The sequence below is a fragment of the Micromonospora sp. BL1 genome, assembly GCF_003667485.1.
GTDB lineage: Bacteria > Actinomycetota > Actinomycetes > Mycobacteriales > Micromonosporaceae > Micromonospora > Micromonospora tulbaghiae.
On record NZ_RCVK01000297.1, the window covers coordinates 12,362 to 38,469 of the forward strand.

Annotated in this window: 27 protein-coding genes and 1 riboswitch; of the genes, 2 read left to right on the forward strand and 25 right to left on the reverse strand. The window is 73.6% G+C overall.

Annotated features, from left to right (window positions below):
* Positions 1-8: 8 nt before the first annotated feature.
* The 24 genes from EAD96_RS22310 to rpe form a co-directional block, all read right to left on the reverse strand.
* Positions 9-1,214: an argininosuccinate synthase gene (locus EAD96_RS22310; protein ID WP_121685664.1), complete on the reverse strand. Its 1,206-nt coding sequence runs from the start codon at positions 1,212-1,214 to the stop codon at positions 9-11.
* The gene (locus EAD96_RS22315) at positions 1,211-1,723 is read right to left on the reverse strand and encodes an arginine repressor (RefSeq protein ID WP_013474917.1); all 513 of its coding nucleotides are present in this window, start codon (positions 1,721-1,723) and stop codon (positions 1,211-1,213) included. The genes EAD96_RS22310 and EAD96_RS22315 overlap by 4 nt, the downstream gene beginning before the upstream one ends.
* On the reverse strand, positions 1,720-2,646 hold the full coding sequence (gene argF / locus EAD96_RS22320) for an ornithine carbamoyltransferase (protein WP_121685665.1): 927 nt from the start codon (positions 2,644-2,646) through the stop codon (positions 1,720-1,722). The genes EAD96_RS22315 and argF overlap by 4 nt, the downstream gene beginning before the upstream one ends.
* The gene (locus tag EAD96_RS22325; protein WP_121685666.1) at positions 2,643-3,917 is read right to left on the reverse strand and encodes an acetylornithine transaminase; all 1,275 of its coding nucleotides are present in this window, start codon (positions 3,915-3,917) and stop codon (positions 2,643-2,645) included. The genes argF and EAD96_RS22325 overlap by 4 nt, the downstream gene beginning before the upstream one ends.
* Positions 3,914-4,801, reverse strand: a complete 888-nt coding sequence (argB, locus tag EAD96_RS22330) for an acetylglutamate kinase (protein ID WP_120570481.1) — start codon at positions 4,799-4,801, stop codon at positions 3,914-3,916. Before argB ends, EAD96_RS22325 begins: the two co-directional genes overlap by 4 nt.
* Positions 4,798-5,970, reverse strand: a complete 1,173-nt coding sequence (gene argJ, locus EAD96_RS22335) for a bifunctional glutamate N-acetyltransferase/amino-acid acetyltransferase ArgJ (protein ID WP_121685667.1) — start codon at positions 5,968-5,970, stop codon at positions 4,798-4,800. Before argJ ends, argB begins: the two co-directional genes overlap by 4 nt.
* A complete protein-coding gene (gene argC, locus EAD96_RS22340) occupies positions 5,967-6,968 on the reverse strand; it encodes an N-acetyl-gamma-glutamyl-phosphate reductase (protein ID WP_121685668.1) in 1,002 nt (333 codons plus the stop codon). Before argC ends, argJ begins: the two co-directional genes overlap by 4 nt.
* Positions 6,969-7,121: 153 nt before the next feature.
* Positions 7,122-9,686: a phenylalanine--tRNA ligase subunit beta gene (locus EAD96_RS22345; RefSeq protein WP_121685669.1), complete on the reverse strand. Its 2,565-nt coding sequence runs from the start codon at positions 9,684-9,686 to the stop codon at positions 7,122-7,124.
* A gap of 26 nt (positions 9,687-9,712) precedes the next feature.
* Positions 9,713-10,774, reverse strand: a complete 1,062-nt coding sequence (pheS, locus tag EAD96_RS22350; protein WP_121685670.1) for a phenylalanine--tRNA ligase subunit alpha — start codon at positions 10,772-10,774, stop codon at positions 9,713-9,715.
* A 168-nt stretch (positions 10,775-10,942) separates the two neighbouring features.
* Positions 10,943-11,827 carry an RNA methyltransferase gene (locus tag EAD96_RS22355; protein WP_121685671.1) on the reverse strand — a complete coding sequence of 295 codons (885 nt, stop codon included), beginning with the start codon at positions 11,825-11,827 and terminating at the stop codon, positions 10,943-10,945.
* Between the two features lie 32 nt (positions 11,828-11,859).
* Positions 11,860-12,252: a 50S ribosomal protein L20 gene (gene rplT / locus EAD96_RS22360; protein WP_043324928.1), complete on the reverse strand. Its 393-nt coding sequence runs from the start codon at positions 12,250-12,252 to the stop codon at positions 11,860-11,862.
* A gap of 32 nt (positions 12,253-12,284) precedes the next feature.
* Positions 12,285-12,479: a 50S ribosomal protein L35 gene (gene rpmI, locus EAD96_RS22365; RefSeq protein WP_007075851.1), complete on the reverse strand. Its 195-nt coding sequence runs from the start codon at positions 12,477-12,479 to the stop codon at positions 12,285-12,287.
* A 19-nt stretch (positions 12,480-12,498) separates the two neighbouring features.
* Positions 12,499-13,149, reverse strand: coding sequence for a translation initiation factor IF-3 (gene infC, locus EAD96_RS22370; protein ID WP_120570487.1), 651 nt, complete (start codon positions 13,147-13,149; stop codon positions 12,499-12,501).
* Between the two features lie 325 nt (positions 13,150-13,474).
* Positions 13,475-13,948 carry a PH domain-containing protein gene (locus EAD96_RS22375; RefSeq protein WP_199733268.1) on the reverse strand — a complete coding sequence of 158 codons (474 nt, stop codon included), beginning with the start codon at positions 13,946-13,948 and terminating at the stop codon, positions 13,475-13,477.
* Positions 13,945-14,907: a DMT family transporter gene (locus EAD96_RS22380; RefSeq protein WP_121685673.1), complete on the reverse strand. Its 963-nt coding sequence runs from the start codon at positions 14,905-14,907 to the stop codon at positions 13,945-13,947. The genes EAD96_RS22375 and EAD96_RS22380 overlap by 4 nt, the downstream gene beginning before the upstream one ends.
* Entirely contained in the window at positions 14,904-15,749 is an 846-nt protein-coding gene (gene hisG / locus EAD96_RS22385) for an ATP phosphoribosyltransferase (protein WP_120570489.1), read from the reverse strand. The genes EAD96_RS22380 and hisG overlap by 4 nt, the downstream gene beginning before the upstream one ends.
* Before the next feature lie 43 nt (positions 15,750-15,792).
* A complete protein-coding gene (locus EAD96_RS22390) occupies positions 15,793-16,074 on the reverse strand; it encodes a phosphoribosyl-ATP diphosphatase (RefSeq protein ID WP_198039659.1) in 282 nt (93 codons plus the stop codon).
* Between the two features lie 26 nt (positions 16,075-16,100).
* Positions 16,101-16,598, reverse strand: coding sequence for a 6,7-dimethyl-8-ribityllumazine synthase (ribH, locus tag EAD96_RS22395; RefSeq protein WP_121685674.1), 498 nt, complete (start codon positions 16,596-16,598; stop codon positions 16,101-16,103).
* 4 nt (positions 16,599-16,602) lie between these two features.
* Positions 16,603-17,868, reverse strand: a complete 1,266-nt coding sequence (locus EAD96_RS22400; RefSeq protein ID WP_120573848.1) for a bifunctional 3,4-dihydroxy-2-butanone-4-phosphate synthase/GTP cyclohydrolase II — start codon at positions 17,866-17,868, stop codon at positions 16,603-16,605.
* Complete coding sequence (pnuC, locus tag EAD96_RS22405) at positions 17,865-18,560, reverse strand: nicotinamide riboside transporter PnuC (RefSeq protein WP_121685675.1); 696 nt, start codon at positions 18,558-18,560, stop codon at positions 17,865-17,867. The genes EAD96_RS22400 and pnuC overlap by 4 nt, the downstream gene beginning before the upstream one ends.
* Positions 18,560-19,171, reverse strand: a complete 612-nt coding sequence (locus EAD96_RS22410) for a riboflavin synthase (protein WP_121685676.1) — start codon at positions 19,169-19,171, stop codon at positions 18,560-18,562. Before EAD96_RS22410 ends, pnuC begins: the two co-directional genes overlap by 1 nt.
* Position 19,172: 1 nt before the next feature.
* Positions 19,173-20,234, reverse strand: a complete 1,062-nt coding sequence (gene ribD, locus EAD96_RS22415; RefSeq protein ID WP_121685677.1) for a bifunctional diaminohydroxyphosphoribosylaminopyrimidine deaminase/5-amino-6-(5-phosphoribosylamino)uracil reductase RibD — start codon at positions 20,232-20,234, stop codon at positions 19,173-19,175.
* Between the two features lie 169 nt (positions 20,235-20,403).
* Positions 20,404-20,576: riboswitch (FMN riboswitch) on the reverse strand.
* A gap of 74 nt (positions 20,577-20,650) precedes the next feature.
* Positions 20,651-21,607, reverse strand: a complete 957-nt coding sequence (locus tag EAD96_RS22420) for a response regulator (RefSeq protein ID WP_091424366.1) — start codon at positions 21,605-21,607, stop codon at positions 20,651-20,653.
* 1 nt (position 21,608) lies between these two features.
* Positions 21,609-22,289, reverse strand: coding sequence for a ribulose-phosphate 3-epimerase (rpe, locus tag EAD96_RS22425; protein ID WP_013285529.1), 681 nt, complete (start codon positions 22,287-22,289; stop codon positions 21,609-21,611).
* A 261-nt stretch (positions 22,290-22,550) separates the two neighbouring features.
* On the opposite strand from rpe, the gene EAD96_RS22430 reads away from it, so the two are divergent.
* On the forward strand, positions 22,551-23,438 hold the full coding sequence (locus EAD96_RS22430; protein WP_121685678.1) for a septum formation family protein: 888 nt from the start codon (positions 22,551-22,553) through the stop codon (positions 23,436-23,438).
* Positions 23,439-23,515: 77 nt separating this feature from the next.
* Entirely contained in the window at positions 23,516-24,406 is an 891-nt protein-coding gene (locus EAD96_RS22435) for a septum formation family protein (protein WP_121685679.1), read from the forward strand.
* Between the two features lie 43 nt (positions 24,407-24,449).
* Here the strand turns inward: EAD96_RS22435 and EAD96_RS22440 are convergent, their stop codons facing one another.
* A complete protein-coding gene (locus tag EAD96_RS22440; RefSeq protein WP_199733269.1) occupies positions 24,450-26,096 on the reverse strand; it encodes a M28 family peptidase in 1,647 nt (548 codons plus the stop codon).
* Positions 26,097-26,108: the final 12 nt, after the last annotated feature.

Consider the following 26,108-nt stretch of genomic DNA (forward strand, 5'->3'; position numbering starts at 1 on the left):
GCCCCCCATCAGGCCCCTCCCATCCGGGCGTCCCGTTGCGCGGCCATCTTGCTGGGCAGTCCCCACAGTTGCACGAATCCCTTCGCCAGCGACTGGTCGAACGTGTCGCCGGTGTCGTAGGTGGCCAGGCCGAAGTCGTAGAGGCTCGCCTCCGAGCGCCGGCCGGTCACCGCCGCCCGGCCGCCGTGCAGGCGCAGCCGTACCTCACCCGTGACGTGCCGCTGGGCGTCGTCGATGAACGCGTCCAGCGACCGCTTCAGCGGCGAGAACCAGAGCCCGTCGTAGACCAGCTCTCCCCAGCGCTGGTCGACGCCGCGCTTGAACCGGGCGAGATCCCGCTCGACTGTCACCGCCTCCAGCTCCTGGTGGGCGGTGATCAGGGCGAGCGCGCCGGGCGCCTCGTACACCTCGCGGCTCTTGATGCCGACCAGCCGGTCCTCGACCATGTCCAGCCGGCCCACGCCGTGCGCCCCGGCCCGCCGGTTCAGCTCCCGGATCGCCTGGTACGGGGTGACCGTCTCGCCGTCGATCGCGACCGGGACACCGCCGTCGAACGTGATCACCACGTCGTCCGGGTCGCGTTCCGAGGCCGGGTCCTCGGTGTACGCGTAGAGGTCCTCGACCGGGGCGTTCCAGATGTCCTCCAGGAAACCCGTCTCCACGGCCCGGCCCCACAGGTTCTGGTCGATCGAGTACGGCGACTTCGCCGACACGTCGATCGGCAGGCCCCTCTCCTCGGCGAACGCGATGGCCTTGTCCCGGGTCCAGGCGAAGTCCCGGGCCGGGGCGACGACCTTCAGGTCGGGCGCGAGCGCGGCCAGGCCGACCTCGAACCGGACCTGGTCGTTGCCCTTGCCGGTGCAGCCGTGCGACACGATCGTGCCGCCGTGGGCACGCGCCGCCGCGACCAGGTGCTTGACGATCAGCGGCCGGGACAGCGCGGACACCAGCGGGTAGCGGTCCATGTAGAGGGCGTTGGCCCGGATCGCCGGCAGGCAGTAGTCGGCGGCGAACTCGTCGCGGGCGTCGACCACCTCGGACTCGACGGCGCCACAGTCGAGCGCGCGCTGCCGGATCACTGTCATGTCCTCGCCGCCCTGGCCGACGTCGACAGCGACCGCGACGACCTCCGCGCCGGTCCGCTCGGCCAGGTACGGGATGGCGACCGAGGTGTCCAGGCCCCCGGAGTACGCCAGCACGACCCGCTCGGTCACGAGGTGCCCCCTTCGGCTGTGTCGTCGCGGCGGGCCCAGGCGGCGAGCCGCTCACCCAGCGCGGCCCCACCGTCGGCCTCGCGGGCCACGACGAGGATGGTGTCGTCGCCGGCGATGGTGCCGACGATCTCGGACAGGCCGGCCCGGTCCAGCGCGCTGGCGAGGTACTGCGCCGCACCCGGCGGGGTGCGCAGCACCGCGATGTTGCCGCTGGAGTCGACACCGTTGAGCAGCTCACGCAGCAACCGGACCAGCCGGGCCGGCGCGCCCTCGGCGTCGCGCAGCGGCCGGTGCCCGTCCTCCGGGATCAGGTAGACGCCCCGCCCGTCGCCGCCCCGCGCGGTCACCGCTCCCAGTTCCTTCAGGTCGCGCGACAGCGTGGCCTGGGTGACCTGGATGCCGTCCCCGGCGAGCAGGTCGGCCAGCTCGGTCTGCGAGTGGATGGGGGTGTCGCGGATCAGCTCGACGATGCGGGCGTGCCGCGCGGCGCGGGTCAGCGGAGCGGTCATGCGGATTCCTCCAGGAGAAACGTCAGCAGCGCCTTCTGGGCGTGCAGCCGATTCTCCGCCTGGTCGAACACCGCGCTGTGCGGGCCGTCGAGCGCCTCGTCGGTGATCTCCTCGCCGCGGTGGGCGGGCAGGCAGTGCAGCACGATCACGTCGGCGTCGGCGCGGCCGAGCAGCTCGGCGTTGACCTGGTACGGCAGGAACGGGGTGATCCGGTCCAGCCCGTCGCCCTCCTGCCCCATCGACGTCCACGTGTCGGTGGCGATCACGTGCGCGCCGCGTACCGCCTCGGCCGGGTCGGTGAACAGCTGCACCGAACCGCCGGTGGTGGCGGCGATCTTCTCGGCGCGGGCCACGATCTCCGGGTCCGGCTGGAACCCGTCCGGCCCGGCGATCCGCACGTGCATCCCGGCGGTCGCGCCGGCCAGCAGGTACGAGTGGGCCATGTTGTTCGCCGCGTCGCCCACGTACGTGAGGATCCGCCCGGCGGTGCCGCCGAAGCGTTCCCGCACGGTGAGCAGGTCGGCCAGCAGCTGGCAGGGGTGGTACGTGTCGGTGAGCGCGTTGACCACCGGCACCGTGGCGTGCGCGGCGACCTCGGCGATCCGGTCGTCGCCGTGGGTGCGCAGCACGATCGCGGCGACGTAGCGGGACAGCACCCGGCCGGCGTCGCCGAGCGTCTCGCCCCGACCGAAGTGGGTGACCTGGGTGTCCACCACGAGCGGGTGCCCGCCCAGCTCGGCGATGCCCACGTCGAACGAGATCCGGGTACGCAGGCTCTGCTTGTCGAACAGCACCGCCACCGACTTAGGCCCGGCCAGCGGCTGGTGCCCGTACCGGTCGGCCTTCATCCGGGCGGCGAGGTCGAGCACGGCGGCCTGCTCGGCGGGCGTGAGGTCGTCGTCGCGCAGGAAGTGGCGGATCATGCGGGAGCCTCCGTCGGGGTCGTGGCGTCGGTCGCGGCGGTGCCGGCGGTCGCGGCGGCGGGAAGGCCCGGCGCGGCGGCCTCGGCGGCCGCGGCGGTGCCGGTGGGAACGGCGGCGGACAGCGCGGCCGGCAGCGCGGCGAGGAACGCGTCGGCCTGCGCCGCGGTGAGGATCAGCGGCGGGGCGAGCCGGACCACGTCCGGCTGCACCGGGTTGACCAGGAAGCCCGCCTCGCGCAGCGCCGCCGCGGCCGCGGCGGAGACCGGTTGGTCGAGCACGATGCCGAGCAGCAGCCCGGCGCCGCGCACCTCGCGGACCAGCGGGTGCCCGAGCGCCTCGACGCCGCGCCGCAGCCGCTCGCCGACGCGCTTGACGTGGTCGAGCAGGCCCTCGTGGGCGATCGTGGAGACGACGGCGAGCGCGGCGGCGCAGCTGATCGGGTTGCCGCCGAACGTGGTGCCGTGCGATCCGGGAGTGAGCAGGTCGGCGGCCCGGCCGAAGGCCAGGCAGGCGCCCAGCGGCAGCCCGCCGCCGAGGCCCTTGGCGAGCGTGATCACGTCCGGCTCGACGCCCTCGGCCTGGTGGGCGAACCAGTGACCGGTGCGGCCGACGCCGGTCTGCACCTCGTCGAGCACCAGCAGCGCGCCGTGCGCGGCGGTGATCCGCCGGGCCGCGGCCAGGTAGCCGGGCGGCGGGACGACCACGCCGTTCTCGCCCTGGATCGGCTCGATGATCAGCATGGCGGTGTCGTCGGTGACGGCCTCGGCCAGCGCGTCGGCGTCGCCGAACGGCACGTGGGTCACGTCGCCGGGCAGCGGGCGGAACGGGTCGGCCTTGGCGGGCTGCCCGGTCAGCGCCAGCGCGCCCATGGTCCGGCCGTGGAAGCCGCCGTGGGTGGCGACCACGTGCCGGCGGCCGGTGAGCCGGGACAGCTTGAACGCGGCCTCGTTGGCCTCCGCGCCGGAGTTGGCGAAGAACACCCGGCCGGGGCGGCCGGCCAGCGCCAGCAGCAGCTCGGCCAGCGCCACCGGCGGCTCGGCGACGAACAGGTTGGACACGTGCCCGAGCGTCGCGACCTGCTTGCTGACGGCGGCCACCACCGCCGGGTGGGCGTGGCCGAGCGCGTTGACGGCGATGCCGCCGAGCAGGTCGACGTACTCCCGGCCGGTCTCGTCGACCACGACGGCGCCGGAGCCGGAGACGAGCGCCAGCGGCGGCGTGCCGTAGTTGTCCATCATGGTGGCGTTCCACCGCTGCACCAGCGTGCTCATGACTCGATCACCATGGTTCCGAAGCCCTCCGACGTGAACACTTCCAGCAGCGTGGAGTGGGCGACTCGGCCGTCGACGACGTGCGCGGCCGGTACTCCCCCGCGCACCGCCCGCAGGCAGGCCTCCATCTTCGGGACCATGCCCGACTCCAGGGACGGCAGCAGCTTCGCCAGGTCGTCCGCGGTGATCTCGCTGACCAGGCTGGACGTGTCCGGCCAGTCGGCGTACAGGCCCGGCACGTCGGTCAGCACGACGAGCTTGCGGGCGTCCAGCGCCACGGCGAGCGCGGCGGCGGCGGTGTCCGCGTTGAGGTTGTGCAGCACCCCGTCGGCGTCCGGCGCGACTGTCGAGATGACCGGGATCCGGCCGGCCTCGATCAGGTCGGTCACCGCCGAGACGTTCACCGACTCCACGTCGCCGACCTGGCCCACGTCGACCGGTTCCCCGTCCACGTACGCGGGACGGCGCACGGCGGTGAACAGCCCGGCGTCCTCACCGGAGAGGCCGACCGCGTACGGGCCGTGCGCGTTGATCAGCCCGACCAGTTCCCGGCCGACCTGACCGACCAGGACCATCCGGACCACGTCCATCGCCTCCGGGGTGGTGACCCGCAGGCCGCCGCGGAACTCGCTGGCGATGCCGAGGCGGCCGAGCATGGCGGAGATCTGCGGACCGCCGCCGTGCACCACGACCGGCTTCAGGCCGGCGTAGCGCAGGAACACCATGTCGGCGGCGAACGCCCGCTGGAGTTCGGGGTCGACCATGGCGTTGCCGCCGTACTTGACCACGACCGTGGCGCCGGAGAAACGGGCCAGCCAGGGCAGCGCCTCGATCAGGGTGGCGGCCTTGGCCTGTGCCCGGGTGAGGTCAGCGGAAAGATTCATGTGGAGTAAGCCGAGTTCTCGTGGACGTACGCGTGCGAAAGGTCGTTGGTCCAGATGGTGGCGGCGTCGGCGCCGGCGTGCAGGTCGATGCGGACCGTCACGCCGCGACCGGTGAGGTCCACCTTGGCGCGGTCCTCGGCGGCGGCGCCGCCCCGGCACACCCAGATGCCGTTGACCGCGACGTCCACGGCGTCCGGTTCGAACACGGCCGCGGTGGTGCCGACCGCGGCGAGGATCCGGCCCCAGTTCGGGTCGTTGCCGAACAGCGCGGTCTTCACCAGGTTGTTGCGGGCCACCGTGCGGCCCACCTCGACCGCGTCGTCCTCGCTCGCCGCGCCGACCACCTCGATCGCGACCTCCTTGGTCGCGCCCTCGGCGTCGGCCAGGAGCTGCTGGGCCAGGTCGTGGCAGGCGGCGGTGACCGCGGCGGTCAGCTCCTCGGCGGTCGGTTCGATGCCGGAGGCGCCGCTGGCCAGCAGCAGCACCGTGTCGTTGGTGGACATGCAGCCGTCGGAGTCGATCCGGTCGAACGTGATCCGGGTGGCGGCGCGCAGCGCGGCGTCCAGGGCGTCCGGCCCGGCCACCGCGTCGGTGGTGAGCACGCAGAGCATGGTGGCCATGGCCGGGGCGAGCATGCCCGCGCCCTTGGCCATGCCGCCGACGGTCCAGCCCGTACCCTGCGCCACGGTCGTCTTGGGCCGGGTGTCGGTGGTCATGATCGCTTCGGCCGCGGCCGGGCCGCCGTCGCGGGACAGGCCGCGCACCGCCTCGCGTACGCCGGGAAGCAGCTTGTCCATCGGCAGCCGCTCGCCGATCAGGCCGGTCGAGCAGACCGCGACCTCGCCCGCGCCGACGATGAGCCGGGCGTTCGCCGCGGTGATCGCGGCGGCGGTGTGCTCGGCGGTGGCGTGGGTGTCCTGGAAGCCGGCCGGTCCGGTGCAGGCGTTCGCGCCGCCGGAGTTGAGCACCACGGCGCGCACGACGCCGCCGTGCACGACCTGCTGGCTCCACAGCACCGGCGCGGCCTTGACCCGGTTGGCGGTGAACACACCGGCCACACCGGCGTCCGGGCCGTCGTTGATCACGAGGGCGACGTCGGCGGCGCCGGAGGACTTCAGTCCGGCCGCGACACCTGCGGCGCGGAACCCTCGGGGGACGGTGACGCTCACGGGGCCACTCCAAACACGGACAGACCGGTGGTCTCCGGGAGACCCACCATCAGGTTGGCGTTCTGCACGGCCTGACCGGCCGCGCCCTTGCCGAGGTTGTCGATCGCGCTGACCACGATCACCCGCCCCGAGTCGACGTCCACAGTCGCCTGGAGGTGGCAGGAGTTCGAGCCGGCGGTCGCGGCGGTGTGCGGCCACGCCCCCTCGGGCAGCACGTGCACGAACGGCGCGTCGGCGTACGCGGCGGCCAGCACCGCGCGCGGGTCGGCGTCGCCGGTGGGCACGGCGGTGACTGTGGCCAGGATGCCCCGGGGCATCGGCGCGAGCACCGGGGTGAAGGAGAGGCCGGTCGCGCCGGTGGCCTGCTTGATCTCCGGCACGTGCTGGTGCGCGCCCACCTTGTAGGGCGTCAGGTCGCCCATCACCTCGCTGCCGAGCAGGTGGGCCTTGGCGGCCCGGCCGGCGCCGGAGGTGCCGGAGGCGGCGACCACCACCACGTCGTCGGGGCGTACCGCGCCGGCGGCGATCAGCGGGGCGAGTGCCAGCGTGGTCGCCACCGCGTAGCAGCCGGTGCTGGCGACCCGCGACGCGGCGGCGATCTCGGCCCGCCGGCCGGGCAGTTCGGGCAGCCCGTAGGTCCAGGCGCCGGCGTGCTCCCCGCCGTAGTAGCGGGACCAGGCGCCGGCGTCGCGCAGCCGGTGGTCCGCGCCGAGGTCGACCACCTTGACCGTGGCGGGCAGAGCCGCGGCGAGCGCCGCGGACTGCCCGTGCGGCAGGGCCAGGAAGACCAGGTCCGCGTCGGCCAGGGTCGCCGGTTCGGTGGCGGCGAACACCAGGTCGAGGCCGGCGAGGTGCGGGTGTACGGCGGTGACGGGCTGACCGGCCTGGCTGTGCGCGGTGGCGGCGATCAGCTCGAACTCGGGGTGACCGGCGAGCAGGCGCAGCAGTTCGCCCCCGGCGTATCCACTCGCCCCGGCAACAGCAACCCGAATGCCCATACCCACCTCCGCATGACTATGCAGAGAAGGTTACCCGTCGGGGCCACACCGCCGCAAGGTCATACAGTCGAGTGCATAGGAATGAGGCGGGTCTCTCGCCAGCCGTGGAGTTGCGGCCCGATTCCGGGCCGCAACTCCACGACGGGCAGGGCGTCAGGCGCCGCGCAGCGTGGCGCCGAAGCGCTCGGCGGCGACAGCGACCGCCGCGTCGCGCGCGGCCACCGCCTCCTCGCCCGCGAGGGTCCGGTCCGGGGCGCGGAACGTCAGCTTGTACGCCAGCGACTTGCGTCCCTCGCCGAGCTGCTCGGAGGTGTAGACGTCGAACAGGCGGACGTCCTCCAGCAGCGGGCCCGCGCCCTCGACCAGTGCCGCCCGCACCTCGGCGGCCGGCACCGAGTCGTCCACCACCAGCGCCACGTCGATCAGCGCCGGCGGGAACGTGGAGATGGTCGGGCCGGCCGCCAGCGGGGCGGCGGGCAGCGCGTCCAGGTCCAGTTCCATGGCGCAGGTACGCCGGGGCAGCTCCAGCGCGGCCAGCACGGCCGGGTGCAGCTCACCGGCGTGGCCGACGACCACGTCGTCCACCACCAGCTCGGCGCAGCGGCCCGGGTGCCAGGGCGCCCGCTCCCCGGCCCGTACCGTCACCCGGTCGGCGGGGATCCCGGCGGCGTCGAGCACCGCCCGGCCCGCCTCGACGGCGTCCGCCCAGCCGGCCGTGCGGCCCGCGCCCCACCAGCCGGCCGGTTCGATCTCGCCGGTGAGCGCCACCGCGACGTGCCGGGGCTGGGCGGGTACGACCGCGTCGGCGGCGGCGAACTCCTCGTCGGTGGGCCGCCGGTCCACGCCCATCGCGGGCGGGGCGCCGGCGCCGGGACGCGGGTGGAAGACGGTGCCGATCTCGTAGATCGCCACGTCCCGCTGGCCCCGGCCGACGTTGCGCTTGACGATGCCGAGCAGCGGGCCGAGCAGCGTGGTGCGCAGCAGCGGCTCCTCCTCCGACAGCGGGTTCGCCAGGCGTACCGCGGGGCGGCGCGGGTCGTCGGCGGGCAGGCCGAGTTGGTCGACCAGTTCCGGCGCGACGAACGGCTGCGCCAGCACCTCGACGTAGCCGCGCTCGGCGAGCGAGCGGGCGACGGCCCGGCGGCGCTGCTGCTGCCAGGTCAGGCCCCGGCCGGGCGGCGCGGTGGGCAGCACCGACGGCACCCGGTCGTAGCCGTCGAGGCGTACCACCTCCTCCACCAGGTCGGCCGGGTCGGTCAGGTCGGGCCGCCAGCTCGGCGGCGTCACGGTCAGTACCTCGCCACCCCCGGCGGCGGAACCGCCACCGGCGGCCGTGCCGACGCTGCCCGGGTCCTCGGCGAGCCGGTCGGCGCCGCGGGTGACGGTGCAGCCGACCTGCTCCAGCAGCTCCACCACCCGGTCCGGCGGGTACGCCACGCCGACGCGCCGCGACGGCAGGTCCACCGGCAGCGTCACGGGCGTGCGCGGCGCGACGTGGTCGATGTCGAGCACCTCCTCGCCGGCGGTGCCGCCGGCGAGGTCGGTGAGCAGCCGGACCGCCTTCTCCAGCGCGACGAGCGGCAGCGCCGGGTCGACGCCACGCTCCCACCGCTTCGCGGCCTCGCTGAACAGCTTGTGCCGTCGCGCGGTACGGCCGACGGTGGCCGGATCCCAGTGCGCCGCCTCGAACAGCACGTTCGTGGTGGAGGCGAGCACCTCGCTGGTCTCGCCGCCCATCACCGCGGCCAGCGAGATCGGACCGGTGTCGTCGCAGATGACCAGGTCCTCGGCGGACAGGGAGCGGCTCACCCCGTCCAGCGTGGTCAGCTTCTCCCCCGCCTCGGCGCGGCGCACCACGAGCGTGCCGGCGATCCGGTCCGCGTCGAAGGCGTGCATCGGCTGGCCGAGTTCGAGCATCAGGTAGTTGGTGATGTCGACGGCGAGCGAGATGCTGCGCACCCCGGCCACGGTGAGGCGCTGCCGCATCCAGCCGGGCGTCTCGACGGTCGGGTCGACGCCGCGCACCATCCGCGCCGCGAACCGGTCGCAGCCGACCGGGTCACGGACCTCCACCGGGTACGCCGGCTCGGTGGTCCCGCCGGGCGCGGGCGCGTCGGCCGGGTCGCGGAACGGCACGCCGAGCGCGTGCGACAGCTCCCGGGCGATGCCGCGCACGCTCAGCGCGTACCCGCGGTCCGGGGTGATCTCCATCTCGACCACGACGTCGTCCAGGCCGACGACGGGCCGCGCGTCGTCGCCGGGCTGGGCCTTGACGTCCTCGGGCAGCACGACGATGCCCGAGTGGTCGTCGCCGAGCCCCAGTTCCTGGGCGGAGCAGATCATGCCGTGGGAGTTGCGCCCGTACGTCTTGCGCGCGCCGATGGCGAACCCGCCCGGCAGCACGCCGCCGGGGAGGATGACCACGACCTTGTCGCCCACGGCGAAGTTGCGCGCCCCGCAGACGATTTCCTGCGGCTCGCCGGTGCCGTTCGCGGCGCCGACGTCCACCCGGCAGAAGCGGATCGGCTTCTTGAAGCCGGTCAGCTCCTCGATCTCCAGGACCTCGCCGACGACCAGCGGTCCGGTGACCGACTCGCGCAGGTCCACGACGGACTCGACCTCGATGCCGAGGTCGACCAGCGCCTGCTCCAGGTCGCCGGTGGGCAGGTCGGCCGGCAGGTCGACGTACTCCCGCAGCCAACTGACAGAGACTCGCATGACTGTTAAACCACCGTTCCCGTAGCTCAGGCGCCGAACGCGCGGGTGAACCGCACGTCGCCCTCGGCCATGTCCCGCATGTCACTGACGCCGTGCCGGACCATCACGGTCCGGTCGATGCCCATGCCGAACGCGAATCCGGAGTAGACCTCCGGGTCGATGCCGCAGGCGCGCAGCACCCGCGGGTTGACCATGCCGCAGCCGCCCCACTCGACCCACTGCGGACCGTCCCGGTGCTCCGGGAACCAGACGTCGAACTCCGCCGACGGCTCGGTGAACGGGAAGTAGTGCGGCCGCCAGCGCGTCTTCGCGCCCTCGCCGAACATGGCCCGGGCGAAGTGGTCGAGCGTGCCGCGCAGGTGCGCCATGGTGATGCCCTTGTCCACCACCAGGCCTTCGACCTGGTGGAACACCGGCGCGTGGGTGGCGTCCAGCTCGTCGGTGCGGTAGACCCGGCCGGGCACCACCACGTAGATCGGCGGCTTGCGGGTGAGCATGGTGCGCGCCTGCACCGGCGACGTGTGCGTACGCAGCACGAGGCCCGAGCCTTCGGGTGCGATGTGGAACGTGTCCATCAGGCCGCGCGCCGGGTGGTCGGCCGGGATGTTCAGCGCGTCGAAGTTGGTCCACTCCAGTTCGACCTCGGGGCCCTCGGCCACCTCGTAGCCCATGCCGATGAACAGGTCGCTGATCTGCTCCATCAGCACGCTCAGCGGGTGGCGGGCGCCGCGCGGCCGGCGGTCGTACGGCAGGGTCACGTCGACCCGCTCCTCGACCAGCACCCGCGCGGCCCGTTCCCGGTCCAGGATCTCCTGCCGGGCGGCGTACGCGGACTCGATCGCCCGGCGGGCCTCGTTGACCCGCTTGCCGGCGTCGGCCTTCGCGGCCGGCGGCAGCGCGCCGATCTCCCGGCGGGCCAGCGACACCGGGGACCGGTCGCCGAGGTGCGCGGGGCGCAGCACGGCGAGCGCGTCCGGGTCGGTCGCGTCGGCGAACGCCTTCTCGGCGTCGGCCACGGCCCCGGCCAGGGCGTCCGGGTCGAGCAGGGCGACCTGCTTCGGGTCGTACGGATCGTTGCGGTAGCTCATGGTGAACGGGCACTCCCTCACGGCGGCGCCGACCCTCACGGGTGGCTAGGCGAGTCTACGGACGCGCGGCTTCGCCGCAGCCCGCCGGTGGGGAGTCGTGCAGGGGGAAGGGTCAGGCCCGCCGCCCGCCGACACCGGCGGGCTGGCTAAACGAACGCCGTGGCGCGTTCATGACGAGGCGGACTCCCCTGCTGTGTCGTGCGTGGCCCTGGGGGCACGCTGTGCTCTGGCGGAAGAATACAGGCACACGGCCGCCGCCGCAGCCAGGTTCAGGCTCTCCGCGCGCCCGTGCAGCGGCACCCGGACCCGGGCGTCGGCCGCGGCGGTCAGCTCGTCGGGCAGGCCGTGCGCCTCCGAGCCGAACAGCCACGCGGCAGGTGTGGCCAGCCGTCCTGCGTCGGCGAGGTCGTCCAGGTCGCTGTCGCCGTACCCGGTGGTGGCGAAGATGGTGAGGCCGGCGGCCCGCAGCGCCTCGACGGCGGCGAGCGGGTCGGCGGCGCGCACCACGTCGACGTGGAAGAGGCTGCCGGCGGAGGCCCGCACGCACTTGCCGTTGTAGGGGTCGACCGCCTCGCCGGCGAAGACCACAGCGCCCGCGCCGGCCGCGTCGGCGGTGCGCAGCACCGTGCCGGCGTTGCCCGGGTCGCGGATCCCGGCGAGCACCGCGACCAGTCGCGGCCCGCGCGCCGCAGCCTGCTCCAGGGGTACGTCGAGGTGCCGGCAGACCGCCACCAGGCCCTGCGGTGCGACCGTCTCGGTGAGCGCCGCGAGCGCGTCGTCGGTCACCTCGGAGACCGGCACGTCGGCCCGGGCGGCAGCGGCGGCGAGATCGGCGTACCGGTCGAGCGCCGCCGGGGTGCCGAACAGCTCGACCACGGTGCCGGTGCGGGCGAGCGCCTCACGGACCGCCTGCGGCCCCTCGGCCAGGAACCGGCCGGCCTGGTCGCGGTCGCGCCGGCGCTGCAATCGGCGGGCCGCCACGACCCTCGGGGTACGCGGGGTGAACGGTCCGGGAACGGCGTCGAGGCGCCTCCCCTGCGACTGTGACTGCATGGGAGACGCCTCGATCTGCCGTACGGGGTGGGTCAGGCGGCCTGAGCCGCGGCGCCACCGGTGCCCTCGGCCGCCACGGCGGCGCGGGCCAGCTCGACGATCGCCGCGAACGAGGCGGCGTCGTTGACGGCCATGTCGGCCAGGATCTTCCGGTCGACCTCGATGCCGGCCAGGCGCAGGCCCTGGATCAGCCGGTTGTAGGTCAGGCCGTTGGCCCGGGCGCCGGCGTTGATCCGCTGGATCCAGAGCTGCCGGAAGTCGCCCTTGCGGTCGCGACGGTCCCGGTAGGAGTACTGCATCGAGTGCAGCACCTGCTCCTTGGCCTTGCGGTACAGCCGGGAGCGCTGACCGCGGTAACCACTCGCGGTCTCCAGCAGGGTACGACGCTTCTTCTGGGCGTTCACAGCCCGCTTGACGCGTGCCATCTCAACTCCTTCTTCGGTTCAGGTGGCTCGCGTCAGCGGCCGAGCAGCTTCTTGATGCGCTTGGTGTCGGCCTTGGCCAGCTCGACGGTGCCGGTCAGCCGACGGGTCTGGGTGCTGGGCTTCTTCTCCAGGTTGTGGCGAAGGCCGGCCTGCTGGGCAACGATCTTGCCCTTGCCGGTCACCTTGACCCGCTTGCCCATACCCGTGTGGCTCTTCATCTTCGGCATTGGAACGTCTTCTCCCCTGTTACTGGCCGCTGGTCTCAGCGGTCGTGCCGGTCTCACCGGCTGCTGCGGTCTCGCCGGCCGCCGGGGTCTCGCCGGTCGCCGGAGCGGCCGATTCCTCCGCAGCCCGGTCGCGCGGTCCACCGCGGGACGCCGTGGCGGCGACCGCGGAGGCCTTCACGGCCCGGTGCGGAGCGAGAACCATGATCATGTTTCGGCCGTCCTGCTTCGGCGCGGCCTCGACGTATCCCAGGTCCGTGATCTCGGACTCGAGCCGGCGCAGGAGCCGGTAACCCAGCTCCGGGCGGCTCTGCTCGCGACCGCGGAACATGATCGTCACCTTGACCTTGTCGCCGGCCTTGAGGAACCGCACCACGTGACCCTTCTTGGTCTCGTAGTCGTGCGGGTCGATCTTCGGCCGGAGCTTCATCTCCTTGATGACGGTCTGCTGCTGGTTACGCCGCGCTTCGCGCGCCTTGAGTGCGCTCTCGTACTTGAACTTGCCGAAGTCCATGAGCTTGCACACCGGCGGGCGCGCCATCGGCGCAACCTCGACCAGGTCCAGGTCGACGTCCGCGGCCAGCTGCAGGGCGCGCTCAAGCGGGACGATGCCCACCTGCTCACCCTCAGGGCCGACCAGTCGGACCTCACGTGCCCGGATCTGCTCGTTCACGCGTGGTTCGACGCTGATGGGGCCTCCTCGAGTCGAGTCTCCTACGGTGCCGACTCCGTGGGCTCCCGGGTGGGAGCCGACCCGGAAAGCAGAAGGCCCCGGCGTATGCCAGGGCCCACTCGACCGGTCGGCACGATCACAGGATCGCGCATCCGGCGTCGGGACGTGCCCGAAACCGGGGACCGGACCCGGCCACCGTGGCGGCGACTCGGGTGGGAGCGGGCGCTCCGCTTCTCGACCGCCCGCGCGTCAGGGACGGGGGCAGTCTGGTCGACTCCGCAACACTACACCCTCGGCCCAGGCCCGCCCAAACCGGGCTCGCTGGTCAGCGGGGTGCCGACTGGCCGGCGGACAGCGCCGCCAGGTGCGCCTGGTGCAGGCGGCGCAGCGCGCGGACCGCCTCGACGGCGCTCTCCTTGTCGGCGGCCTGCAACGCGACCATCGGCAGCAGGTCGTCGTCGTGCAGCTCCAGGCTGGCCCACGGGGCGCCCCGGTCGAACCGGACACCACGGACGACCTCCCACGGCAGCTCGTACGAGCTGAACACGTTGCGCACCCGGACGCCCCTGGCGTCGGCGACCACGCGGGGGCGGGTGAACAGCAGGAAGCCCAGCGCGCCGAAGACACCCAGACCGATCATGGCGAACTGGTCGCCGCGCTGGAACGTGCCGTAGCCGTTGCCGGTGGCGCCGGTCAGCGACGTCGCGACGAGGCTGAACACCACGATCAGCGTGACGGCCGAGGCCCAGCAGACGACCCGGACGCGGCGGGGTCGCACGGTCACCACGGAATCGCTCACCCGACCAGTCTGCCATCCGGTTCGGGCACGCCTTCGGCCGCCACACGGTCCGGGCCGCGCCGGCGCAGGCTGGTGACCACCACGGCGAGCAGCGTGAGCAGGGCGCCGGCCAGCACCGGCAGCCGGACACCGGGGCCGCCGGGCAGTACGAGGTCGAGCAGCAGCGCGCCGCCGAGCTGCCCGGCCACCAGCGCCAGGCCGGTCCGCAGCACCCCGGCGGCGCGTACCCCGACCAGCAGCGAGAGCACGATCCCGACGCCGAGCAGGCCACCGAGGTAGAGCCACCACTGGGCAGGCCAGCGGGGCTGGCTCGCGAGCGCGCCGGTGAGCGCCGCGACCGCGCCGATCACCACGGTGCTGACCGCGAAGTTGACGGCGAGGCCGGCGGCCGGGCCGACCGAGGCGGCGACCCGGCCGTTGAGCGCGGACTGCCCGGCCACCGCCAGCCCGCCCAGGACGCAGAGCAGCACCAGCCCGACCGCCAGGTCACCGATCGGGCGGCCGAGCTGGGCGAGCGCGACAGCGCCGACGCCGAGCACCGCCCCGCCGACCCGGGGCACCGTGAGCGGCATCCGGCCGGTGGCGGCCAGCCCGGCCCGGTCCACCGCGAGGCCGCCGAGGCTGCCGCCGGCCACCTGGGCGATGGTGAACACCGCCACCCCGAGCACCGGCACCACCACCGGCGCGACCAGCACGATCACCGCGCCGCCCACCCCGCCGAGGTACGTCCACCACGGCAGGCCGGAGCGGCGCAGCCCGGCCAGCCCGGCGCGCATCGAGGGCAGCGCCACGATCCCGGCCAGCACCAGCAGGCAGCCGCCGAGGTTGTTGACCACCGCGCCGAGGACCGGGGCGCCGGTCCGCTCCCCCATCTCGGCGTTGACCGCGCCCTGGGCGGCCGAGGCCACGCCGCCGGCCACGACCACGGCCAGCGCGGCCGGGAGCGGCAGCGGCCTCACAGCCGGCAGGCGTGGATGTTGGTGACCAGGATCGCGCGGGCGCCCAGCTCGTACAGCTCGTCCATGATCCGGTGCACGTCGTCGCGGAGCACCATCGCCTGCACCGCGACCCAGCCCTCCCGGTGCAGCGGCGAGACCGTCGGCGACTCGATGCCCGGGGTCAGCGAGCTGGCCCGGTCGAGCAGGCCGGCCGGCACGTCGTAGGCGAGCATCACGTACCGGCGGGCGACCAGGACGCCGTGCAGCCGGCGCTGCAGCTGCTCCTGCTGCGCGCCGCCGGTCGCGCCGGCGCGGCGGACCAGCACCGCCGAGGAGCGCAGCAGCGGCTCGCCGAAGACCACCAGGCCGGCCTGGCGCAGCGTCGCGCCGGTCTCCACCACGTCGGCGACGACGTCGGCCACGCCGAGGCGGATGGCGTTCTCCACCGCGCCGTCCAGGCGGATCACGTCGGCCTTGACGCCCAGCTCGGCCAGGTGCCGCTCGACCAGACCCGGGTACGCGGTGGCGATGCGGTGCCCGCCGAGCTGCTGGACGGAGGCGACGTCGTCGGGCCGGGCGGCGAACCGGAACGTGGCCCGCCCGAAGTTGAGGTCGACCACCTCCTCGGCCGGCGCGCCGGAGTCGATCAGCAGGTCGCGGCCGGTGATGCCGACGTCCAGGTCACCGGAGCCGACGTAGGTGGCGATGTCCTTGGGACGCAGGTAGAAGAACTCGATGTCGTTGGGTTCGTCCCGGCAGACCAGGTCCTTCGGGTCGGTGCGCTGGCGGTAGCCCGCCTCGCGCAGCATCCCGGCGGCCGACTCGGCCAGGGCGCCCTTGTTGGGTACTGCGACACGCAGCATGGGAGTGCTCCTTCGTTCGATCGGATGATCAGCGGACGGGCACTCACAGATGTCGGTAGACGTCCTTCAGTTCCAGGCCGGTGGCGAGCATCAGCACCTGCGCCTGGTAGAGCAGCTGGGAGATCTCCTCGGCGGCCCGCTCCGGGCCCTCGTGCTCGGCGGCCATCCACGACTCGGCCGCCTCCTCGACGACCTTCTTGCCGATGAAGTGCACGCCCTTGGCGAGCGCCTCGACCGTGCCCGAGCCCGGGGTGCCGGCGGCGGCCTTGGCCTGCAGCTCGGCGAACAACTCCTCGAACGTCTTCACGGAAGGCGATTCTTCCAGCCGCTCCCGGTGACGGGCCGGGTGGGTCAGGCGAAGCCGACCCGGTGGGCGGACTGGGCGTCCAGCGCGCGGACGGCCAAGGCCGCGTCCAGCGCGGCCACCGTCGCCGACCAGCCCTTGTCCTCGGCCGAGCCGGGCAGCCCGGCCCGGTCCCGGGCCTGCTCGATGGTGTCCACGGTCAGCACCCCGTGCGCCACCGGCCTGCCCTCGTCCAGCGCCACCCGGGTCAGCCCTTCGGTGACCGACTGGCAGACGTAGTCGAAGTGTGCCGTCGCGCCGCGTACCACCACGCCGAGCGCGACCACCACGTCGAAGCGGCGGGCCATCGCCTGGGCCACCACCGGCAGCTCCACCGAGCCGGCCACCCGGGCCACCACGGCCCGCGCCCCGCAGGCCTGCGCGGCGGCCACCGCCCGCTCGGTCATGTGGTCGGTCAGGTCGCCGTGCCACCGGGCGGCCACCACGCCGACCGTCATCCCGGCGGCGTCCACCGCGGTCACGCCCGGCTCACCGAAACCCGCCATCGCCCTACGCTCCGATCTCGTCACCGGCGACCGGGCGACCCATCGGCGCCTCGGTCACCTCGTCCAGTCCGTCCAGCAGGTGGCCCATCCGGTCCCGCTTGGTGCGCAGGTAGCGCACGTTCTCCGGGTTGGACCGCACCGGCAGCCCCTCCCGGCCGGTCACGGTGAGGCCGTACCCCTCCAGGCCGGCCCGCTTGGCCGGGTTGTTCGTCAGCAGCCGCATCGTCCGGACGCCCAGGTCGTAGAGGATCTGCGCGCCGGTGCCGTAGTCGCGGGCGTCGGCCGGCAGCCCGAGGTCGAGGTTCGCGTCCACGGTGTCGCGGCCCTGGTCCTGGAGCTGGTACGCCTGGAGCTTGTGCAGCAGGCCGATGCCCCGGCCCTCGTGCCCGCGCACGTAGAGGACCACGCCGCGCCCCTCCGCGGCGACCCGCGCCAGCGCGGCCTGCAGCTGCGGCCCGCAGTCGCAGCGCAGCGAGCCGAACACGTCGCCGGTGAGGCACTCGGAGTGCACCCGCACCAGCACGTCCCGCCCGTCGCCGAGGTCGCCCATGACCAGCGCGACGTGCTCGGCCGGGTCGTGCTCGGCGCGGTAGCCGAGCGCCCGGAACACGCCGTACGGGGTGGGCATCCGGGCCTCGGCGGCCAGCTCGACCTGCTTCTCGGTACGCCGCCGGTAGGCGATCAGGTCCGCGATGGTGACCAGCGTCAGGCCGTGCTCGGCGCAGAACTTCTCCAGGTCCGGCAGGCGCATCATGGTGCCGTCGTCGTTGACCAGCTCGCAGAGCACCCCGGCCGGGCGCAGCCCGGCCAGCCGGGTCAGGTCCACCGCCGCCTCGGTGTGCCCGGGGCGGCGCAGCACCCCGCCGGCACGGGCGCGCAGCGGCACCACGTGACCGGGCCGGGCCAGGTCGGTCGGGCCGGTCGCGGCGTCGGCGAGCAGCCGGATGGTGTGCGACCGGTCGGCGGCCGAGATGCCGGTGCTGACGCCCTCCCGGGCGTCCACCGTCACCGTGTACGCGGTGCCGCGCCGGTCCTGGTTGGTGTGGTGCATCGGCGGCAGGTCCAGCCGGTCGCACTCGTCCTCGGTCAGCGGCACGCAGATGTAGCCGGACGTGTAGCGGACCATGAACGCGACCAGCTCCGGCGTGGCCAGCTCGGCCGCGAAGATCAGGTCGCCCTCGTTCTCCCGGTCCTCGTCGTCGACCACGACCACCGGACGCCCGGCGGCGATGTCCGCCACCGCCTGCTCGATCGATCCGAACGTGCTCATGCCACGGCCTCCGAGTACGTCGCCGGGATCGGGGCGGGCGCGGTCGCGACGGCCCGGGAGGTGCGCCACCAGCTGTACAGGCCGGCCGCGCAGAACGCGCCGTAGACCAGGTACATGGCGGCCGACGGGTAGAAGCCGCCGCGCAGCAGCAGTGGCACACCGACCGCGTCGACGGCGATCCAGATCAGCCAGAACTCCACCCAGCCGCGGGCCATGCCGTACGTGGCGAGCAGGCTGCCGACCAGGATCCAGGCGTCCGGCAGCGGCCCCCACGAGCCCAGCGCGGCGAGCACCGGGTACGCGGCGGCGGTGCCGGCGGCGGCGGCCACGAGCAGGCCGAGCCGCTCCCGCCAGGTGGCCCAGCGCGGCACCACGGCCGGCTCGTCCCCGCCACCGGCGCGCCGGTTGCGCGACCAGCGCCACCAGCCGTACACGCTGACGGCGAAGAAGAAGACCTGCCGGCCGGCCTGGCCGTAGAGGTCGTGCGCCTGCGGGGTGACGAAGACGCCGCCGAGGAACACGGTGAGCAGCAGCGCGTTGCCGATCATGCCGACCGGCCAGGCCCAGACCACCCGGCGCAGCCCGAGCAGCGCCGAGCCGAGCCCGAACACGTTGCCGACGATCTCCCGCACCAGCACCGGCGAGCCGGCCACGTGCACCTGGGCGTCGAGCAGCCAGCCGAGCGGGCCCATCACCGGGCACCCCCCGCGCTCCGGTCGCCGAGCAGCCGCTCGACGTACTTGGCCAGCACGTCCACCTCCAGGTTGACCGGGTCGCCGATCCGCTTCGTGCCGAGCACGGTGAGCTTCAGCGTGGTCGGGATCAGGCCGACCGAGAACCAGTCGTCGCCCACCTCGGCGACGGTCAGGGACACGCCGTCGACGGTGATCGAGCCCTTCTCCACCACGTACCGGGCCAGCCCGGCGGGCAGCCGGAACCGCACCGTCTCCCACTGCGCCGCCGGCTCCCGGGCGACGATCTCGCCGACGCCGTCGACGTGGCCCTGCACCAGGTGCCCGCCCAGGCGGCTGTCGAGCGCGGCGGCCCGTTCCAGGTTGACCGGGTCGCCGGGACGCAGCGCGCCGAGTGCGGTGCGGCGCAGCGTCTCGCCCATCACGTCGGCGGTGAACACGCCGCCGTCGACGTCGACCACCGTCAGGCAGACGCCGTTGACCGCGATCGAGTCGCCGTGCCGGGCGTCCGAGGTGACGAGCGGGCCGCGGATGGCGACCAGCGCGGAGTCGTCGCCGGTCTCGGTGCTCCGGACGATCTCGCCCAGTTCCTCGACGATGCCGGTGAACATGTCAGCCCTCCCTCTTCCGGGGCAGCGCGGTGATCCGCAGGTCGGGACCGACCCGCGTAACGTCGGTGATCTCCAGATCGATGGCGTCGGCGATGGTGCTCACGCCGGCGTCGAGCAGCGCGGTCGGGCCGGCGCCGAGCAGCTTCGGCGCGACGTACCCGACGATCTTGTCGACCAGGCCGGCGGCGAGGAACGCGCCGGCCAGCGTGGGCCCGCCCTCCAGCAGCGCGGCCCGCACGCCCCGGTGGTGCAGCTCCGCGAGCAGCGCCGGCAGGTCGACCCGGCCGTCCGGCCCGGCGCCGACCTCCGCGGCGGTGGCCACCCACGTGCGGGCGGCGCCGTCGCGGACCCGGGCCTCGGCGGGGGTACGCCCCGAGCTGTCCACCACGACCCGCAGCGGCTGCCGGATGGCGAGCGTGCCGTCGCGCAGGTTGCGGGCGGTCAGCCGGGGGTCGTCGGTGAGCACGGTGCCCACTCCGGCGAGCACCGCGTCGACGGTGCCGCGCAGCGCGTGCACGTCGATCCGGGCCGCCTCCGAGGTGATCCACATGCTGGTGCCGTCGGCCGCGGCGGAACGCCCGTCGAGCGTGGCCGCGTACTTCCAGATCACGTACGGCCAGCCCCGGCGCATCGAGGTCAGCCAGGCCACGTTGCCGGCCTCGGCCTCCTGCGCGCGTACCCCCAGGGCGACCTGGACCCCGGCGGCGCGCAGCGTGGCGGCGCCGCCGGAGGCGACCGGGTTGGGGTCGGGCACGGCGATCACCACGCGGGACACCCCGGCGGCGATGAGCGCGTGGCTGCACGGGCCGGTGCGGCCGGTGTGGTCGCAGGGCTCCAGGGTGACCACCGCGGTGCCGCCGCGGGCGCGCGTGCCGGCCTGCGCCAGCGCGACGATCTCCGCGTGCGGGCCGCCGGCGTACGCGTGGAAACCCTCGCCGACGACCTCGCCGTCGGTGTCGAGCAGCACGCAGCCGACCACCGGGTTGGGGCTCGTGGCGCCGAGGCCGCGCGCGGCCAGTTCGATGGCACGACGCATCGCCTCGTCGACGGAGACGCTCGCCATGGCCGCCTGTCCTCCCGCTCGCCGGTCGCGCGCGGGCAGGTTCGGGAGCAACGGCCACGAAAGCCGCGGACACGCGGCGGCGGAGAACCCGGGGACGGCGACGCCGACCCCGGGGAGCCCACGCGGCGGCTGAGGGTGCTCAGCGGCCGGCAGGGGCCTCCCCCGTTCCGCGCGCTGTCTCCCATCCGGACTTTCTGGGGGCGGACGAGCCGCACCCCAACCGTCGGCCCCGGATTCTCACCAGGTCCACCGTCCGGCCGAAGCCGTCCGGGTCGCGGGCTTACCACGGTCGGACCGTGGATCACCGCCGGTTCGGAATTTCACCGAGCCCCGCCAGCGCGTGGTGGGTATACGGGAAGTCTTACACGTTCCGCCCGGGCGCGCGCCACAGAGGCGAGCTACCTCACAGGACCGCCTCAGGTGACGCCGCGCCGGCGGTCCACCGCCACGTACGAGCCGGGCTGGCTCTTGGCCACCGTCTTCATCTCCGAGGCCACCGCGATCGCCTCCAGCGGATCGGTGAACCGCTTGCCGGAATCGGACAGCGACACGCCGATGGAGAGCGTGACGAGCGCGGCGCGGCGGATGTTGCCGCGCCGGTCCTTCAGCTCGACGAAGCCGCGTTCCCGGTCGGTCGCGTCGTAGAGCGCGTCCGCGGCCTTCTCGAAGTCGACGACGGCCCGGCTGGTCAGCGGCCGGACCTGACCCGGGGTGCAGACGATGACGAAGTCGTCACCGCCGACGTGGCCGAGGAACGCCGGCGGCAGCCCGATCGACACCACCGCCCGGTGCAGGCTGCGGGCCAGCGCCGAGATGAACTCGTCGCCGCGCACGAAGCCGTACCGGTCGTTGACGCTCTTGAACCGGTCGATGTCGATGTAGCCGACGGCGTAGTCGACGCCGTTGCGCACCCGGTCGCTGATCTCCCGCCGGATCCGGCTGTTGCCGGGCAGCCCGGTCAGCGGGGAGACCTCCCGGAACTCCTTGTTGCGCCGCAGCGTGGAGTTGACCCGGGCCACCAGTTCCAGCGTGTCGAACGGTTTGACCAGGTAGTCGTCCGCGCCGACGCTGAGCCCGTTGACCTTGTCCTGGGTCATCCCCTTGGCGGTGAGCATGATCACCGGCAGGGCCGAGGTCATCGGGTCGGCGCGCAGCCGCCGGGTCAGTTCCAGCCCGTCGATGCGCGGCATCATCAGGTCGACCACCGCCAGGTCGGGCCGCTGCCGCTCGATGATCTCCAGCGCCTCCTGGCCGTCGGCGGCGTGCAGCACCTCGAAGCCGTGCAGGCGCAGGTTGAACTCGACGAAGCGGGCGATGTCCTCGTCGTCGTCGACGACGAGGATCACGTCGGGTCGCTCGCCGGCCGGGTCCATCTCAGGCCCCGGTCATCGCGCGTTCCGCCAGGCCCCGCAGGCGGCGTACCGCCTCCGCGGGATCGTCGGCGCCGTAGACGGCGGTGCCCGCGACGAACGCGTCGGCGCCGGCCGCGGCGGCCTGCTCGATGGTGTCCGCGGCGATGCCGCCGTCGACCTCGATGCGCAGCTCCAGGTGTCCGCTGTCGACGTGCCGGCGGGCCGCGCGCACCTTGTCCAGCAGCTGCGGCAGGAAACGCTGGCCGCCGAAGCCGGCCTTGATCGTCATGATCAGCAGCGTGTCGAAGCTCGGCAGCAGCTCCAGGTACGGCTCGATCGGGGTGTCCCGGTCGATCGCCAGCCCCGCCTTCGCCCCGGCCGAGCGCAGGTCCTTCGCCAGCGCCACCGGGTCGTCGCACGCCTCGGCGTGGAACGTGACGTTGTACGCCCCGGCGTCGGCGTACCCGGGCGCCCAGCGGCGCGGGTCGGTGATCATCAGGTGCACGTCGAACGGGATCCCGGTGACGGCGCGCAGGCTCTGCACCACCGGCAGTCCGATGGTCAGGTTGGGCACGAAGTGGTTGTCCATGACGTCGACGTGCAGCCAGTCGGCGGCGGGCTCCACGGCACGGACCTCGTCGGCGAGGCGGGCGAAATCGGCGGCCAGGATGCTCGGCGCGACGATCGGCGGCGGTACGGTCACCGGGCCAGTGTACGAACGCGGTGATCCGGAGGTCGCGGCACGTCTCCCGGAGTGACAGGTGGTGATGCCCCATTCACCGGTGGTGCACCATCCGGCCGTCCGGAGAGAAAATCGGCACGAATAGTCGCCGGTGACTGGCCGATCGATTGAAAGATGACGAAACTCCTACAGGGACGGTCACGTATGCTGCACGCCCGGGCGCGGGGGACGCCGGTCGGGCCTGTGGCGACCGGCTGTCATCTCTCCCGGAAGGGGCGGACGATGCGACGGTGGCTCCACGTGCTCGCGCTGGCCGGCGCCGTGACTGCGGTGCTCGCCGGATGCGCTCAGACACACCGGGCCGACGGCGACCTGATCGACGACTGGGCGGCGCTGCCGGTGCCGCAGCTGTTCGTCCCGGCGACCGAGGCGTGCCTGCCCCGGCTGAGCACAGTGGTGGCCGCCGCGACGTACGAGACGGTGAACTGCGCGGGCAGCCACCTGGCCGAGACCGTGCACGTCGGCCGGTTCAGCGGGCCGGCGGCGCAGGGCGTACGCCCGGAACCGGGCTCACCGGCGCTGCGGACCGCGCGCGCCGAGTGCGACCAGCGGGCCCGGGAGATGATCGGCGGGGACTGGCACGCCGCCCGGCTGACCCTGAACATCGCGCTGCCCACCGTCACCGCCTGGACGTCCGGTGCCCGCTGGTTCCGCTGCGACCTGGCCGAGACCGACAGCATCGACAACACCCGCCCGGTCAACCGGGTCGGCAGCCTGCGCGGCGCGCTCGTCGGCGACAACCCGCTGGTGCACAGGTGCTTCGACCCGAAGCTGATCGGCCAGAACCTCAACTACATGGCCCCGGTGCTGTGCACCGAACCGCACCGGGCCGAGTTCGTCGGCGTGTACGAGGAAGGCGACATGAGCTGGGCCGAGTTCACCCGGGGCGCGCCCGCCACGCACCGGCGCTGCATGACGCTCATCGCCGCGTTCGCCGAGGTGCCGGACAACGCCGAACTGCCGTACCGGGCCGGATCCATCTTCTATCCGCCGTCGCAGCGGGAGTGGGAGGAGGGCGACCGGGGCGTGCGCTGTTTCCTGTGGAGTGACGACCGCAAGCTGAACCGCTCGGTGCGCGGCGCCGGGCCCGAGGGACTCCCGGTCACCTGAGCCGCTGCCGTATGCTGCACCGCCGAGGCGTACCGGTCGACCGGGTGGCGCCGGATGCGCGGGGGAGGTCGGTCGGGATGCGGCGATGGCGGGTGGCGGTCACCGTGGGCGCGGCGCTGGCGCTGGCGCTCGGCGGCTGTGCCGCGCCGGCCGGAGTGGACCGCGACCTGGTCGACGACTGGCCCGCGTTCGCCGCGCCGGTCGGTTTCGTGCCGAAGTCCGGCGCCTGTCACCCCACCGTCGCCGACGTCGGCTACCTCAGCGGCTACCAGCCGGTCGACTGCGCCGCCCCGCACCGCACCGAGACGCTGCACGTGGGCACGATGACCGGCGCGGAGGCGGAGCGTTCCGCGCCGCCGCGTACCGGTTCGGCCGGGATGCGCGCCGCGCACGCCGACTGCGCCCGGCAGGTCACCCGGGCCGTCGGCGCGGACTGGCGCGGCGGGCGGCTGCGCCTGGCGGTGGTCTTCCCCTCGGCGCTCGCGTGGTCCGGCGGGGCCCGCTGGTACCGCTGCGACGTCGCCGAGATCACCGACCTGGACGAGGGCGCCGTGGCCCAGCGCACCGGCAGCCTGCGGGGCGCCTTGCAGCCCGGCTCCAAGCTCGCGTTCGGCTGTTTCAACCCGAAGCTGAGCAAGGACGAGGTGCAGGCGATGCGGCCGGTGGCCTGCACCTCCCGGCACCACGCCGAGTTCGTCGGCGTCTACCAGGCGCCGGACATCAGCTACGCCGAGTTCGAGCGCACGCCGCTGCGCACGCACAAGGCGTGCCGCGGCCTGATCGCCAAGTACGCGAAGCTGCCGAACGACGGCAACATGCAGTACCGGGCCGGCACCATCATCTACCACCCGTTCGAGGAGCAGTGGCGGGACGGCGACCGGGGCGTGCAGTGTTTCCTGTGGGTCTCCGAGCGTTCGCTGACCCGGTCGGTCAAGGGCGCGGGCGCCAAGGCGCTGCCGATCACCTGAGACCCGGGCGGGGCGGGCCGGCGCCCACCCCGCCCGGGACCGCTCAGCCGACCTGCAGCGTCACGTCGTCCACGACGAAGCTGGTCTGCAGCGAGGAGTCCTCGACGCCGGTCCACTTCAGCGTGACCGTCTGACCCGCGTACGCGGCCAGGTTGAAGGTGCGCTGGGTGTAGCCGGTGGCCTTGTTCAGGTTCGAGTACGTGGCCAGCGTGGTCGAGCCGACCTGCACGGTCAGCTTGTCGTACGCGGTCGAGCTGGTCGTCTCGGCCGTGTCGATGTGCAGCCAGAACGAGAACGTGTAGCTGCTGCACCCGGCCGGCAGCGTGACCGACTGGGACAGCGTCTCGGTACGCGAGGAGCCGTACCCGTTCATCCACGCCTTGTACGACCCGGTGCGGGCCGCCTGCCGGGAGTCGTTGGTGATGACGCCGGAGCTGGCCGTCCACGGCGTGGTGCCGGACTCGAAGCTGCTGTTGCCGATGAGCTGGCCGCCGGTGCAGCCGCCGCTTCCGCCGGTCACGGTGAGCGTGTAGCTGGCGGTGCGGGTGGCCGAGCCGGTGCCGGTCACGGTGAGCGTGAACGTGCCGGTGGTGGCCGTCGACGAGGCGGTGACGGTCATGGTGGACGAGCCGCCCGAGGTGACCGACGACGGGCTGAAGCTCACCGAGACGCCGCTCGGGGCGCCGCTGGCGGACAGCGCCACGGTCTGCGCGCTGCCGGCGGCGGTGGCGGTGCTGACGGTGGCGGTGGTGGAGCCGCCCCGGGCGACGCTGCCGGAGGTGGGGCTCACCGAGACGGAGAAGTCGTTGGTCGGGGTGCCGCCGCCGACCGCGAGCTGCCAGATCGCGTACGCGACGCCGTCCGCGGCCCGGTTGAGGATGGTCGTGTTGATGTTGCTGGTGTTGTCGCAGGAGCGGTGGTAGCACCCGTCGTACGCCGCGCCCGCGGTGCCGCCCCACTTGCTGGCCTGCGCCGAGCTCTTGGTGTAGCTCGCGCCGGCCGCGTAGCCGGAGGTCTGGATGCCGGCGTTGGCGAACGAGTAGTCGTCGGAGCGGCCCTGCCCCTCGGTGTTCTCCTCCGGCGAGATGCCGAACGAGTCCCAGTACGCCTTCAGCGGCGCGGCGGTGGCCGAGGTGATCCGGTTGATGAAGTAGCCGCCGTTGGGCGAGCCCACCATGTCGAAGTTGTAGTAGCCCTTGATGTAGCCGCGCTGGGTGGAGCTGAGCTGGTTGACGTAGTGCTTGGAGCCCTGGAGGCCCTGCTCCTCGCCGTTCCACCAGGCGAACCGGACCCGCTTGGTCATGGTCGGGTTCTGCGCGGCCAGCACCAGCGCGTTCTCCAGCAGCACCGACGAGCCGGAGGCGTTGTCGTTGATGCCGGGGCCGGCGGCGACGCCGTCCAGGTGCGCGCCGAACATGACGACCTGGTCGGAGGGGCCCTGCGGCCACTCGGCGATCAGGTTGTTGCCCGGGTAGGTGCAGGTGGAGCAGTTCTGCTCGGTGACCGTGTAGCCGGCGGCCTGGAGCTTGCCCTTGACGTAGTTGACCGACGCCGTGTAGCCGGCCGAGCCGGAGCGCCGGTTGCCGCCGTTGCTGGTGGCGATGGAGTTGAACTGGGTGAGGTGGGCCTGGATGTTGCTCAGGGAGACGTCCGGCGCGGCGAGCGCGGCGGACGTCTCCCTGAGCAACATCCAGGCCCACCT

Bases quoted from the DNA above. Each gene is read 5' to 3' on its own strand.
- argB (WP_120570481.1), bottom strand. From the start codon at position 4,801: ATGAATCTTTCCGCTGACCTCACCCGGGCACAGGCCAAGGCCGCCACC.
- ribD (WP_121685677.1), bottom strand. From the start codon at position 20,234: ATGGCGAGCGTCTCCGTCGACGAGGCGATGCGTCGTGCCATCGAACTG.
- ribH (WP_121685674.1), bottom strand. From the start codon at position 16,598: ATGGCGGGTTTCGGTGAGCCGGGCGTGACCGCGGTGGACGCCGCCGGG.
- pheS (WP_121685670.1), bottom strand. From the start codon at position 10,774: ATGAGCTACCGCAACGATCCGTACGACCCGAAGCAGGTCGCCCTGCTC.
- argF (WP_121685665.1), bottom strand. From the start codon at position 2,646: ATGATCCGCCACTTCCTGCGCGACGACGACCTCACGCCCGCCGAGCAG.
- EAD96_RS22420 (WP_091424366.1), bottom strand. From the start codon at position 21,607: ATGGACCCGGCCGGCGAGCGACCCGACGTGATCCTCGTCGTCGACGAC.
- EAD96_RS22435 (WP_121685679.1), top strand. From the start codon at position 23,516: ATGCGGCGATGGCGGGTGGCGGTCACCGTGGGCGCGGCGCTGGCGCTG.
- EAD96_RS22345 (WP_121685669.1), bottom strand. From the start codon at position 9,686: ATGCGAGTCTCTGTCAGTTGGCTGCGGGAGTACGTCGACCTGCCGGCC.
- EAD96_RS22430 (WP_121685678.1), top strand. From the start codon at position 22,551: ATGCGACGGTGGCTCCACGTGCTCGCGCTGGCCGGCGCCGTGACTGCG.
- EAD96_RS22400 (WP_120573848.1), bottom strand. From the start codon at position 17,868: ATGAGCACGTTCGGATCGATCGAGCAGGCGGTGGCGGACATCGCCGCC.
- EAD96_RS22355 (WP_121685671.1), bottom strand. From the start codon at position 11,827: ATGCAGTCACAGTCGCAGGGGAGGCGCCTCGACGCCGTTCCCGGACCG.
- argC (WP_121685668.1), bottom strand. From the start codon at position 6,968: ATGGGCATTCGGGTTGCTGTTGCCGGGGCGAGTGGATACGCCGGGGGC.
- EAD96_RS22315 (WP_013474917.1), bottom strand. From the start codon at position 1,723: ATGACCGCTCCGCTGACCCGCGCCGCGCGGCACGCCCGCATCGTCGAG.
- hisG (WP_120570489.1), bottom strand. From the start codon at position 15,749: ATGCTGCGTGTCGCAGTACCCAACAAGGGCGCCCTGGCCGAGTCGGCC.
- EAD96_RS22325 (WP_121685666.1), bottom strand. From the start codon at position 3,917: ATGAGCACGCTGGTGCAGCGGTGGAACGCCACCATGATGGACAACTAC.
- EAD96_RS22440 (WP_199733269.1), bottom strand. From the start codon at position 26,096: ATGTTGCTCAGGGAGACGTCCGCCGCGCTCGCCGCGCCGGACGTCTCC.
- rplT (WP_043324928.1), bottom strand. From the start codon at position 12,252: ATGGCACGCGTCAAGCGGGCTGTGAACGCCCAGAAGAAGCGTCGTACC.
- rpmI (WP_007075851.1), bottom strand. From the start codon at position 12,479: ATGCCGAAGATGAAGAGCCACACGGGTATGGGCAAGCGGGTCAAGGTG.
- EAD96_RS22410 (WP_121685676.1), bottom strand. From the start codon at position 19,171: ATGTTCACCGGCATCGTCGAGGAACTGGGCGAGATCGTCCGGAGCACC.
- pnuC (WP_121685675.1), bottom strand. From the start codon at position 18,560: ATGGGCCCGCTCGGCTGGCTGCTCGACGCCCAGGTGCACGTGGCCGGC.